This is a genomic window from Armatimonadota bacterium, from assembly GCA_029907255.1.
In the GTDB taxonomy this organism is placed as follows: Bacteria; Armatimonadota; UBA5829; order DTJY01; family DTJY01; genus JAIMAU01.
On sequence record JARYMF010000003.1, the window covers coordinates 227,007 to 239,538 of the forward strand.

Below are 12,532 nucleotides of genomic sequence, written 5' to 3' on the forward strand. Positions count from 1 at the left end.
TATTGGATACGACGCACGAGCATCTACTTTGCAAGAATACCAAAATTGGTTTTCCTTAGCAGCTTAGTAATAAAATTCTCCCATACTCGGGTCGATAGCCTGGCCATACTGACCAATGCCAAATCTCTCCTTGAATGGAAATGCCTTAATGCGAAAATCGAGTCTAATGCCGCGGTCTTTACGAAAACCAACTTCATCTGTCCAAATCAAAGATGCCTCCCAGCAGTGTAGGTCTCTGGTCAGCTTAATACTTCGATAATCAAATTTCTTCTCAAAACCGTTCCATCCTATTAAGCCGCTAATTCGCCATTTGTTGCCCATTGGTATATCGAACACACTTCGAAGTAGCGCTATTTTTCCGAGCTCAACATCATACCGACAACCTAGGTCTAGTGCCAAATTATCTGGTTGACCTAGCTGAATGCGAGTAACGAGATTACGCCACTTAGAAATATTTAGATTATATCCCGCAGAAATAGAATAGCCGATTATGTCTTTCGGGCGGGCAGTCAGCCTTAGAGTCAAATCATGCCAAGGATACTGCCGCTGACGAAAATCGTAACCTGTTGCTAAACTCCATCTAAGCTCCTCATCATCCTCATAATCCATAACTAACCTGAGGTAGTTGTAGTTGCCAGAATAGTCAAATCTAAATGGACTATACCCTTCAGGATCTTGGTAGTTGTATGCTAACCTAGTTTTAAAATAATCGCTGAACCTAGTCGTCAGGATAGCATTAGTTCTCAAAACGTACTGCGCCATATCACTAGCGTAGAAAGCCTGTCGAAACCCAGCGGATATATTTAATTCATTCTTTCCAAAGTCATACGACTTGCCAAGTATATCCATCTCAAACATAAAGCGGTCGCTTGTAACGCCCGATGGTTCCTCGTGATATCTCCCTGTGGTGAACCTAAGCCTTGCTGGAAATGGCAACTTCATACCGCCACGGTATGTGTCTGTTTCGACCGAAATTTCAGGCAGTCGGTCAAGACTGCTGTAGAACTGGTCTCCGGTGAATTCGTCACCATCAAGATCAAAGCGCTTGCTTGCAACCAAGGAAGCCGAAAATTTATGGTCATCAAAGCGCAGGTCAAAGCCTGATTCCATCTCACGATCAGCAATTCCCTGGAAGCTTGATGACTTGTACGTACGAAGATCGGTCGAAAACTGCCCGCTGAGCTTATTTGAAAACCTTCGGTCATGTCGAAATGAGATTGTATCTGACGAGTAATTTCCATACCCACTGCTCATGTTTCGTCGGATTGAAAGCGAAGTGCTCGACACATTTTCAAAATGACTAAAGGTTGCATTGTAATCCTGTGAGGTTGTACCGGGGAAGTAGAGATAATTGTTCTGCCGATAGTCACCGGTAAAATTAAAATTAACCGATCCAAGCTTCTGCTGATGTTGAATTCGGCCTGAAAGGTTGTTGGCATCCACTGTTTTGTCGAATAGATAATAAAGAGAAATTAGACCAGTGGTATCGGCTGTTTGGTACGAATGTTCGATGCCTGTGCCGATTCCCCGCTTTGACATAATATCTAACTTCAGAAAGCCTTGGGCATTTTCTGTTGCAGTATATGCATACGCGCCTTTAAGAAACATGCCCTCTTCGGCGCTAGACCCCACTTGCGGCACAAAACTTTCACCAAAGCCTTTTATAGGAATTACAAGCGAGTTCAAAGTGAAAATTCGCTTATTCCATCCAACAAAAGAAACTTTACGAGCTACTATCTTATTGCCTGGGTATATTGCCAACTCTTGTGCGCTAATACTGTAGTGAGGTTGCTGAAGATCGCAAGTGGTAAATGACCCATTGCCCACAAAAAGGTTTTCATTATGACTGCTTAGGACTAAGCTATGGATAAATGCAGAACCCTGGAGATTGCCTTGAAGCGAACCTGGTTCGAGTTTACTGCTAGCCTTTTCAATTCTCCAATCCTTGGTCTTCATATTTAGCGTTAGAAGTTCGCCTTGAGCGTTATACTCGCCCGTCGAGATTTTTACATTTCCTTTGAATATAGCAATATTGGTCTCTAAATCAGCTTCAGCCTCGTCTGAGGTAATCTTAAAGTTTTTGTATGAAGCCTCTACGCCTCCTGACGCTACCACTTTTTTCTCTGGATACCAACGGGTAATCCCCGCCGACAACGAGATTGCATCTTCATCCTCAGTAAACGCCGGTGAAGCCAATGCGCAACTAATAAATAGCAAAAGCAGAAAATAAAGCTGCTCTCGATAAGGGGCTTTCTTAAATTTGAAAAAAACCGAGAAACTCTTCATGTGAAAAACGTTTGTATGAGGATATTATCAGTATTACTAGAGAAGAAACGCTTCACTCTTCCCGCCAAATTAGGTAGATGCCAATTAATCCAAAGATTATATTTTGTGACCATCCAGCAAGCACAGGATGAACCATTCCACCTATTCCAAGCGCCTTACCAAGCCATATGTTATTTTGATAAAGGAACATAATAATAATCCCAAGTAGGATACCAGAATAACTTCCAGAACGAGCAAACTTTAAACTCAAAGGAGCCGCGCAAAGTGCAAAAATCAAGCATGAGAAAGGAATCGAAAGCTTAAAGTGCAAGTTTACTTGCATTTCGTTTGCTTGCCTACCAGTTTGCGAAAATAATGCAACTTGCCTTCGAAGGTCACGAAAGCTCATTTCTTCGGGAGTATATTGGCTTTCCCAAAAGTCGCTAAACGGCCGCTTCAAATTCAAGCATACTTCTCGAAATTTTGTCTCATATTCTGTAAAGCCATCGGGACCTATTTTGCGAAGTACACCATCGTGCAGAGTCCACAAATTATCTTTATTTGTCGCCCACGACGCCGTCATTAGCATTGGATACCCACCAACAACTGGAGTCTCATAAACCATAACATTGCGTAGAATTACCTGCGATTGACTTGGTCGCTCAACTTTTTGCACATAGAAATAATAATTCTCGGAATTGAAAAAGACGTTATCTTGAATTAAGGGCGCATTTTGGAGTCCCCAAATCATGCGTACAATTCGCTGCGCCTCCCTATTTGCCCATGGGGTTACAGTTTCGCCAAACCAAAACGCAACCAAGCTAGTAACAAAACCAACCGCTAGTATAGGCAAGAATATTCGCCTGAGCGGCGTGCCTGTCATGCGAATCGCAGTTATCTCACTGTCGCGGCCAAGACGGTTTACGGAAAGTGAAGTGGCGAAAAGGGTAGCAAGAGGCAGTACAATTCCGATAACCCACGGCAGTTGGAATGCTACCAAGCGCAAAACCAACCCCAATGGTACTCGCTTCCCAACAATAAAGTCGAGGTTGTCATAGATAACCCGTCCGATCAGCAGTACAATAAACGCAAATATGCTGACCATAAACGGAGCTAGCATCTCTTTTAGGATGTAGCGGTCTAGTGTTTTCATTATTACTCTAATATACTTACTGCTAAACCTAAAGCTGCAAGAGGAATTATAGCATGGGAGGCAAAACACGGCAAACGTGTTTCTTTTTCATTTTGGGTGATGATATTTAAACGAAAAATCTTGTGTCAAAATCCTACAAGATTATAAACCATCAAAGTTTGCCTTCGAGTAATTTTCGTTTGGCATTCATATAATCGCAGAAGTTCTGCCAAGAAACATCAGGAGGTACAGTATGGTCAACAGTGGGGATGTAACCACCTTCTTCAATTAGTGGGAGGAGTTCACGAAGATGTTCTTCAATTGCAGACTTACCCTTCGGAAGCACTCGCTTGTCCACCCCGCCCGATAAACGAAGTGACCGGCCATACTTCGCCCTCAAGCAAACTGGATTCATGCCAGCTGCACGTTCGAGTGGCCAAACCATATCAATTCCTGCATCCATAAGCAAAGGAATCAGCGGCTCAAAGTTTCCATCGCTATCCAATATGACATAACGAGTGCCCTTAGATTTGAAGAACTCAACAAGCCTCTTCATTGGCTTAAAAATATACTTTTTGAACGTCTCTGGTCCAATGAGCGGCCCACCTTTGCCAGCAAAGTCTTCATTTAAATTAAAATACTCCACATCAATTTCTTCGAGTATTGGGCGCGCAACTTCTATTGTAAAATCAGCGTAAGTCTCCATCATCTCATGGCAAAGCTTTGGCTGGTCGTACCATGCATATGAAAGGTTTTCTGTCCCCATCCACTCCCGCGCCCGCCAGTAAAAGCCATCCGCTTGGCAATTGCGGCCTAGCACTAATACGTAATCACGAGAGCGCCAACGCAGGATATTTTGTCTCCAATCTTGCGGATATCGCGAAGGGTCGCGAGGGTCATAGCGTTTTTTAAGCTGACGAAAATCATCCAATGTTTTCACAGGAAATTCGATATATGTATCCATGCACATCCGACTTGTGCCAATACTCCCTTCGACCAATGCCCGAGTTATTATGCCAAGCTGATTTCGAACAACCTCGTATCGCTCTGTTCTCTCCAATACCTCGACTTCGAAAAGCGGAATCATGTCGAAGTTCAACGAAATAAACTCGCGTCTGTCAAAACCAAAATACGGCTCGCCCGCAAACCAGTCAAATTTCAGTTCATCTCTCGGCATTCCCTCGGACTGCCATCTCTCAATCGTCTGAGGCCAAACGCCAAGTTCGTGGTTTGGCACCCTATCAACCGGTTGATACTCCATTATCCCCAAAAAGCGTTCTAGATCCGTCATTAGTAAGCACCGTCTTAGTTAAGTCCTATGTTGTCTTTATACAACACAGATTGTCGAAGTCGGAAGGATAAATTACTTCAATCGAAGACGTTCTGTGAATGATATTTTTAATCGGCTTTTGACGATTCTTTCCGAACCATCAAAGCTAGTTCAGTTTAATCTCCAGCGTCTTTTATTTCCTTGAAACCAAGGGCGAACGCAGGGGATTCCTTTTTAAGTCGAAAGTCGTGTTTTTCGGGATTCATGAAAAGTGGGTCAGCGATAATAGAATGCACATCCAAACCGCGTTCCTTCCAGTCTTTGGGGAATTCAACCGGTTTCCCACTTGCATTCCAATAAACGTTCTTATCAAATTGGAAACTTCCATCCTTCATGTTGCCGGCAAATAAATTGCCCTCCGTCCAATAGACAATATTATTCTCAAAAATAAAGGAGATGTGTCCCTCTGCCCGCGTGCGCTGAATTTGCGCTTCTTTTCCAAATGCAAAAATGTTATTTCGAACAACATTCTCTCTACCATAGTGCTGATGAAACCCAGCGCTTTTACAATTGTAAACTATGTTGCACTCTGCTATGATGCCGGTGCTTCCTTCGTCGAAATAAATTCCCCATCCGCCATAACTATAGGAGACAACATCATGAATCAGGTTATTACGAAGGACAGTCCCTGGCGAAACTCCTAGCGTATATATACCACCCATATCACTTAGGAGGCCCTTGCCAAGATCATGTATATGGTTGTGTTCTATAATATTTCCGACCGCAAGGCTTGGACCATAACCCCAGGTCCAACCAACAGATATGCCTGAGTAGTTTAAGTCATGTATGTGATTATAGGCAATGCGATTGTTTCCACTACCGCCAATCCAAACGCCAACCGCACAAAGGTATGTTTTCCCCAAGTCATGGATATGGTTGTTCAATATCTCATTATTTTCTGTTTTCTGTGAATCTTTCAAATTGTTGGTTGGCAAACCTATCTTTATCCCGCCAGCACCCATATCATAGATATGGCAATCAGCAACTTTATTATTCTTGCAGCCGCTACCAAAATGGATGGCATATTTACCTAAATGGGTAAACTCGCAGTCGAGTATCTCGCATGATTGTGCGCCATTTGCTACTAGAACTGCGCCAACAGAATACTCCGCCTGGATAGGGATATGCCCTTGTGCTGGCAGGTGCCATCCTGTATATTGAAAGCTCAATCCACGAAAGACTAAATTATTAACCCATTTCTGATTTTCAACATCGCCATCAATTATCACAAGCTCTTCGAGAATAGGGGCAATAACCTTAACTTTCGACATACTCTCGCCAGGAAGCGGATAGTAATAAAGTATTCCCTCCTTTTGGTCAAGATACCACTCGCCAGGCTCGTCCAAAGCTTCGTAAACATTCTCTATATAAAAGCGATTAGAACCTTGCCCCCATGCACCAAAGGGCCAATTGTTTGAACCTGTAAAAGTAACTGTTCGCGTCTGCTCATCTATGCTAGCAATCCGTAACCTAAGCTCGTCCCAAGCGTTAAAAACAATGACCTCAACGTCATCCAGGTTCTTCCATGGTTTAATACTCCCCTCGGGGTAAATAAATGCATCCTTCACTTCAGGCGAGATGGGCTTTTCAATGTGAAAGAAACCCTCTCTAGGAAGTCGAGGACGCCTACGTCGCTCGCCATTAACATATAAGTCCCTGAAAGACCATCTACCCGCCTTAACGTCCGCTAATTCAACTTTCCATAATTTTTCTTTCACCTTCTTCCAACCTGTAATCTGCCTTCCTCCACTCAACACCGGCTTTTCGCCAGGATAAGCGGCGTAGATTGTGTTAGAATCTTCTGGTTTGAAAACAAGAGGCTTGTCTAAACAGTAAGTGCCGCCCCGAATCATTATCTTAACTGAGCATTTCGGGTCCTTTTTCTTTTTTAGTGCTCGAGCGGCTTTTTGGGCATGCTCAATTGAAGCAAATGGCCCATCAGTGTGCATATCATTTGGCGCAGGAAAGGTCCCGGACCACAAATCGTTGCCACATGTGGAAACATAAAAATCAGCTTTCGGCACAGCAGACGTCTTGCTAGCCATCATTAACCCCCCAAACATAAATACTCCAAGAAAGAAAAATAATCCAAACAAGCGCTTGTCCAATTAAACCTCCTAATATCCAATTGAACATTCAATAATGGCGTATCACCTCTTAGGTTAAATGCAATTGTTTGCTGAAGACTTCACCCATGTGTTAAACTAATAGTCATGCGAACATCATATCATACACACTCACGTTGGAGCGATGGAGAAGGTGAGATAGCCGACTTTGTCCATTGGGCAAGCAAATTGGGACTAGACGAGCTAGGAATATCTGACCATTGCGTTATACATCCAAACAATTCTCTAATTACCTGGAGCATCCCTCCAAACATGCTCGAAGTCTACGTCGAAGAGGTGCAAAAAGCTGCAAAAAAAGCAACCAGCAACCTAACCGTCCGCTTGGGCATCGAGATGGACTATTTCCCTGAAACTGAAGATCTCATCCGCAGTGTGCTCGCCAAATATCCTTTCGACTATGCAATAGGGTCGGTTCACTTTTTTGGCGATTTTCCAATTGACGAAGCTGCTGAAAAGTGGGATACGCTAAATCAAGAACAGAGAAATGAAATAATACGTGGCTATTGGAAAAGCGTTAGAAAAATGGCGGAAAGCCGTTTATTTGACATTGCCGGGCATCTCGACCTAACAAAGAAATTTGGACACTATGCTTCGGTGGACCTTAGCAAGGAGATTTCGGCGACCTTGGACGCAATTGCCGACTCGGGAATGGTTGTTGAACTAAATACTTCCGGCTGGCACAGACCCTGCAAGGAACAATACCCATCACTTTCAATTCTAAAAGGTTGCGTCAGTCGGGGGATTTCGGTTGTTGTAACGGCGGATGCACACTCACCCTTAGAATTAGTTAGAGACTTTGATAAGGCATATGCACTCCTCCGAGAGGTTGGCTATACTGAAAAAGACCTAGAGCTTCGAATTATACGGAGAAACTTTTGTAAATTGAAGTAACTTATAATTTTGGGTTTGTAAAATAAGCCAGGTTTTGGAGGCCCTTATGGCAGAAAAAGTTAGGATTGGAATGATTGGATGTGGAACCGTAGCCTGCTATGGACACATACCCGCAATCTCAAACTGCGAAGAAATCGAGCTTGTTGCACTCTCTGACCTAAATCAAACAAGACTTGAGGAACTAGCTGAAAAGTACAAAGTCGCGGCTATATATACCGATTATCGAGACCTTCTTGCTCGCGATGACATCGACGCCGTCGGAGTTGCTGTCCCTCTCGACCAGCATCATCCTGTAGTGTTGGATGCCGCAGAAACAGGCAAGCATGTCTTATGCGAAAAGCCAATCGCACAAAGCGTTGAGCTTGCTGAAGAAATGATTCAAGCGATGGAAAAAGCTAAACGCCTTTTTGCCATCAATTTCGAGCTACGCCACACAGAACCAATGCCGCAGATGAAAGCATTACTTGACCAAGGCGTTATCGGTGAGCTAAAAGTAATTCGAGGAATTGGAAACTGGATGGGCGGCAGGTGGGCAGGGGAAGACCGCTATAGAATGTTGATAACCGTTGGATTGGGCCCAATTGTTGACTGTGGAATCCACCACTTTGACCTTTGCCGGTGGTTTAGCAAATCAGAGTTTGCCGAAATTCATGCCATAGGCACACATATCGAGGATTACCCAAACCCCGACCATGTGATAGCTACAGGTAAAATGGACAATGGCGTATTGTTTATAATTGAGCAGGGTTGGGCGTATACGCATAATACGCCTGCGCATGAAGCTAATTTGCGGCACGACTTAATAGGAACAGAAGGTTTGATAAGCTATGCAAACCTGCAGTGTAGCATCGAAGGCCAGGAGAATAGACGAGAGTTTAGCCTTTACAGCAAGAATGAATGCTTCCGCAAGACAATTACTTCACCCGCAAAGGCTTTCGACAAGATGTACTCTCTATTCGCCAAGAGCATTAGACAAGGACATTTGATTGATTTGCCTTCGGGTTATGATGGCCTCCAAGCACTTAAGGCATCTTTAAAAGCATTGGAATTGGCTAAATGCAAATCAATTTAAGCGTTATATTGCTGTCGATAATAGCGAATTATTAGCATTAGCCGCTCGCTATTCGTAGCCGCCCTCAGCTAAATGTTATTGAACATTACACTTTCCGAAAAATAATTGCACTTACCTTGGCCATAATACTTGGTCCAGCCTTATCACTAGAACACCAAGCACAATAAGCACAGCGCCAATGATTTTCCCAGGTGTAATAGGTTCTTTGAGAAAGACGACAGCTACAGCGGCAGTTACAAGCGGATAAGTAGCCGCTATAGGCACAACCCATGCGGCTTCACCGGCTTTTAAAGCGTAATAATACACCAGCTGACCTATCAGTCCTGCCGCAAGTGCACCAAGGATTATATACATTACAGAACGCCTATCAATTGTAACTAGTTCGCTCCAGCTACCTGACGCACCCAAGAACACCATTAATCCAACGGCTATTACAATAGTCCTAATAGTTAAAGCAGCATGTGGAGTTGCTTTTTCCAAGCCCAGCTTATCAAGTACAGGCGTTATACCCCAAAGAATTGCGGTAAGCATTGCAAGCCAAAAAACTTTCATCTTATCTTCTCCCCCAAAAAGGAAACATAGAAAATTCTAGGCAGGTAAGAAGACGGTGTCAATGCAACTTTATGACTTGGGAGGTGTTAACATTCAATAATAAGCGCTTGCTTTTCACAGATAAAAAATGCCAGGCCTTAGCACAGTCGCCGTTTAACTTACGCGACGCTCCTTGCCTCTTGATGCTATCGCGTAGGCAGGTGGCGGCGCTTTCGTATCACGACGTGCCCTTCGGTCTCCTTACCGCCCCGTATGGAGTTTCCTCCATACGGAGGTTAGGGTTCCCTACGGACAACCTTGCAGTCAGTTCCTGAGCCGTTTCCGGCCAGGTTCAAACTGCAAGGCTCGTGGTCTAGCCTGGCAAAACTCAAAGTACCGGGGGCACTTTCGGGTACACAAAATAAATACCCTACTGTAAAAAACTTAAACATCGGTCAAAAAAATTTTGCATGCATTTTTTATTAGGAAAATTTTAAGCAAGTAACACGGTGTTTAAGGATAATGGTGGTTTGAGTAAAAGCGATAGTGGCATCCATTTGTCTACAGCGACTAATCCTGGAGGTTTGAAAAGATGTTTCCTATACATGTAGCTGCAGTACAGTACGCCACGGAAATGTATGATAAAACACACAATACAGATAAGGCAATTCACTTGCTCGACAAAGCGGCCCACTTAGCCGATTTAGTTCTCTTGCCGGAAATTTCTTTTACAGGCTATTGGCTTGGAAAAGATATGAAGCGTTTTGCAGAACCTGTTCCTGGACCTCTAACAACAATTGTCTCCCAGATAGCGGTTACGAGAAATGCGTGGATATGTTTCGGTCTTGCCGAACGTGAAGGTGATAAGATTTACAATACAGCAGTGTTGATTGGAGCCGATGGAAATATTGTTGGAAAACACAGAAAGGTTCACTTATTTCAAGCTGACCTTGAAGCAGGATTTTCGCCGGGAAATGAGCTTTCTGTATTTGAAACAAGTCTGGGGCGAATTGGAATCTTGGTTTGTTATGACGCCTTCCATATCGAAAGCATAAGAGTCCTTGACCTAAAAGGCGCACAAATCGTGTTAATGCCAAGTGTAGGTCTCTCTGCCCCAGACGAGATTGAAGATACAATGCGGTCATGGGAAATCGTTCTAACAGCCAATTCAAAATTTGGCAGATGTTATGTCGTATGGGCAAATAAAATTGGCAAAGACAATAATCTTATTTGCATTGGCAATAGCATGATTCTTGACCCAAATGGCAATATAATTGCAAGGGGTGGAACGGAAGAAGAGATAGTCCGCGCACAAATTCAGCTTGAACCCAAAATGCCACGTGAAGGTCGCCGCCCTGAGCTATACACACCAATATGCACAGTTTAAATTGATTTAAGGTGACGCCATGAAGAATCGGGCATACATTGGCACATCAGGATGGAATTATAACCACTGGGTGGACGTTTTCTATCCGAAAGGCTTGCCTAGTAAAAAATGGCTTGAGTTTTATGCTCAATATTTTGATACAGTAGAAATTAATTTCTCGTTTTATCGGTTGCCCGAGCGCGAGACTTTCGAAAAATGGCGCAACGAATCACCAGAAGGTTTTACCTTTGCAGTCAAGGCAAGCAGGTACCTAACTCATCAAAAAAGATTAAAAGATGCAAAAGAACCACTGGAAAGGATAATTAACAATGCACGTGGATTAGGCGAAAAGCTAGGCCCAATTTTGTACCAGCTTCCGCCAAGTTTTAAAATAGATTTGGAAAGACTTCAGAGCTTCCTTGAATTGCTCCCAAAGGACCTCCGACATGTAATGGAATTTCGTAATCCGAGCTGGCAAGTAGATGAAGTTTTCAATTTGCTGAAAGAATATTCTGTAGGTTATTGCATTATGAGCGCGCCTGGTTTGCCGCGGATTATCAAAGCGACAGCACCTTTTGCCTATATTCGCATGCATAGCGGCGGTATTGAAACCGAAGGCAACTATGAAGAACAAATGCTTGAATGGTGGGCTGAACAAGTAAAAGAAATGCTCGAGAATGTGGACGTTTATGTGTACTTTAATAATGACTATAAAGGCTTTGCGATACAAAACGCAAAAAGACTCAAAGAACTAGTGGGGTTTTAAAGTCTCTTCTTTAGTGAATGCCCTGGTCCAGTAGCCACCTTTCTGCCAATTGACTCAATCCTAGCACGTATGTCCGCCAAAGCTTGCTGAGGATCTTCGGTAATGCACCGCTTAGCAGGATAGATCTCATAGTGAACGCGGTATTCGAGCGGGGTAAAGTTTGGCATAACAACATTTGCGCCAGCCATTAGAGCCTTTTCTCGTCCAAATGGGTCGACTGTTCCCACAGCTGTGGTTGCAGGTATAAGAGCATTTCGCGTTACGATTCGAACAACAGCAACCATTTTTAGGCTCATCCCAAGGCTTCCGCCAGGATAGTTGGCTAGTGGTGTGTTGGGGTGGGGAATAAAAGGGCCAATTCCAACCATATCCGCATCCAATTCTTTCACGAAGAGTGCATCATCTGCTAGGTCGGCTACAGACTGACCTGGCAAGCCAACTATGTTTCCAGCGCCAACCTGATAGCCGTGCTCGCGCAGATTATTCAAACAACGCAATCTATTTTCAAAAGACATACCGGGATGAAGCCGCCTATATAACTCCGAATTTGCTGTTTCGTGTCGAAGAAGGAACCTATCTGCGCCGGCTTTTTTCATTATCCTGTAGTCTTCCGATGAACGCTCGCCAATGCAGAGAGTAACAGCGCAATCCACCTCGGATTTAATTTTTTGAATAATTTCAGCCATTCGCTCGGCAGTGAACCAGGGGTCTTCACCAGATTGGAGAACTACAGTGCCAACGCCATATTTTCCAACCTTAACTGCGGCCTTAACAACTTCGTCAATGCCCATGCGATATCTTCGAACTTTGGCATTTTCTAGCCTCAGTCCGCAGTATAGGCAATTCCTCATACAAATGTTAGAGAATTCTATCAATCCCCGAATATGAACATCATCGCCACATTCTTTTTTTCGCACCTGATCAGCAACTGCAAAAAGGCGGGCTACACTTTCCTTATCGTCAAGTGATAAGAGGCGTATAATCTCTTCTCTGCTTAGATTGCCAGTTTCAATGGCTTTTTCAAATAGGGAATCCATAGTTTTGAGCTGACAA

10 protein-coding genes are annotated in these 12,532 nt (G+C 43.7%); 4 read left to right on the plus strand and 6 right to left on the minus strand.

What is annotated here, in order from left to right; all coding sequences use genetic code 11:
* Positions 1-63 precede the first annotated feature (63 nt).
* The 4 genes from QHH26_03710 to QHH26_03725 all read right to left on the minus strand — a co-directional run bounded on the left by QHH26_03710 (position 64) and on the right by QHH26_03725 (position 6,835).
* Positions 64-2,196: an LptA/OstA family protein gene (locus QHH26_03710; GenBank protein MDH7481071.1), complete on the minus strand. Its 2,133-nt coding sequence runs from the start codon at positions 2,194-2,196 to the stop codon at positions 64-66.
* A gap of 142 nt (positions 2,197-2,338) precedes the next feature.
* Positions 2,339-3,418 (minus strand): LptF/LptG family permease, encoded by a 1,080-nt coding sequence (locus tag QHH26_03715; protein MDH7481072.1) that lies wholly within the window; start codon positions 3,416-3,418, stop codon positions 2,339-2,341.
* Positions 3,419-3,569: 151 nt separating this feature from the next.
* On the minus strand, positions 3,570-4,688 hold the full coding sequence (locus QHH26_03720) for a uroporphyrinogen decarboxylase family protein (GenBank protein ID MDH7481073.1): 1,119 nt from the start codon (positions 4,686-4,688) through the stop codon (positions 3,570-3,572).
* 155 nt (positions 4,689-4,843) lie between these two features.
* A complete protein-coding gene (locus QHH26_03725; protein MDH7481074.1) occupies positions 4,844-6,835 on the minus strand; it encodes a right-handed parallel beta-helix repeat-containing protein in 1,992 nt (663 codons plus the stop codon).
* Positions 6,836-6,940: 105 nt separating this feature from the next.
* On the opposite strand from QHH26_03725, the gene QHH26_03730 reads away from it, so the two are divergent.
* Both QHH26_03730 and QHH26_03735 read left to right on the plus strand, forming a co-directional pair.
* The gene (locus QHH26_03730; protein MDH7481075.1) at positions 6,941-7,744 is read left to right on the plus strand and encodes a histidinol-phosphatase; all 804 of its coding nucleotides are present in this window, start codon (positions 6,941-6,943) and stop codon (positions 7,742-7,744) included.
* A gap of 46 nt (positions 7,745-7,790) precedes the next feature.
* Positions 7,791-8,816, plus strand: coding sequence for a Gfo/Idh/MocA family oxidoreductase (locus QHH26_03735; GenBank protein ID MDH7481076.1), 1,026 nt, complete (start codon positions 7,791-7,793; stop codon positions 8,814-8,816).
* A gap of 111 nt (positions 8,817-8,927) precedes the next feature.
* Here QHH26_03735 and QHH26_03740 read toward each other — a convergent pair whose 3' ends face one another.
* Positions 8,928-9,368 carry an EamA family transporter gene (locus QHH26_03740; protein ID MDH7481077.1) on the minus strand — a complete coding sequence of 147 codons (441 nt, stop codon included), beginning with the start codon at positions 9,366-9,368 and terminating at the stop codon, positions 8,928-8,930.
* Positions 9,369-9,939: 571 nt separating this feature from the next.
* Between QHH26_03740 and QHH26_03745 the strand changes: the two genes are divergently transcribed.
* Together QHH26_03745 and QHH26_03750 are read left to right on the plus strand one after the other, a co-directional pair.
* Positions 9,940-10,734 carry a carbon-nitrogen hydrolase family protein gene (locus QHH26_03745; protein MDH7481078.1) on the plus strand — a complete coding sequence of 265 codons (795 nt, stop codon included), beginning with the start codon at positions 9,940-9,942 and terminating at the stop codon, positions 10,732-10,734.
* A 19-nt stretch (positions 10,735-10,753) separates the two neighbouring features.
* On the plus strand, positions 10,754-11,479 hold the full coding sequence (locus QHH26_03750; protein MDH7481079.1) for a DUF72 domain-containing protein: 726 nt from the start codon (positions 10,754-10,756) through the stop codon (positions 11,477-11,479).
* Here the strand turns inward: QHH26_03750 and hydE are convergent.
* Positions 11,476-12,516 (minus strand): [FeFe] hydrogenase H-cluster radical SAM maturase HydE, encoded by a 1,041-nt coding sequence (gene hydE, locus QHH26_03755; GenBank protein ID MDH7481080.1) that lies wholly within the window; start codon positions 12,514-12,516, stop codon positions 11,476-11,478. The two genes, QHH26_03750 and hydE, sit on opposite strands and share 4 nt — an antisense overlap.
* Positions 12,517-12,532: the final 16 nt, after the last annotated feature.

What these genes read in the sequence shown, in the direction of transcription:
- QHH26_03715 (MDH7481072.1), bottom strand. Translation starts at nt 3,418, where the DNA reads ATGAAAACACTAGACCGCTACATCCTAAAAGAGATGCTAGCTCCGTTT.
- QHH26_03720 (MDH7481073.1), bottom strand. Translation starts at nt 4,688, where the DNA reads ATGACGGATCTAGAACGCTTTTTGGGGATAATGGAGTATCAACCGGTT.
- QHH26_03730 (MDH7481075.1), top strand. Translation starts at nt 6,941, where the DNA reads ATGCGAACATCATATCATACACACTCACGTTGGAGCGATGGAGAAGGT.
- QHH26_03735 (MDH7481076.1), top strand. Translation starts at nt 7,791, where the DNA reads ATGGCAGAAAAAGTTAGGATTGGAATGATTGGATGTGGAACCGTAGCC.
- QHH26_03740 (MDH7481077.1), bottom strand. Translation starts at nt 9,368, where the DNA reads ATGAAAGTTTTTTGGCTTGCAATGCTTACCGCAATTCTTTGGGGTATA.
- QHH26_03745 (MDH7481078.1), top strand. Translation starts at nt 9,940, where the DNA reads ATGTTTCCTATACATGTAGCTGCAGTACAGTACGCCACGGAAATGTAT.
- QHH26_03750 (MDH7481079.1), top strand. Translation starts at nt 10,754, where the DNA reads ATGAAGAATCGGGCATACATTGGCACATCAGGATGGAATTATAACCAC.
- hydE (MDH7481080.1), bottom strand. Translation starts at nt 12,516, where the DNA reads ATGGATTCCCTATTTGAAAAAGCCATTGAAACTGGCAATCTAAGCAGA.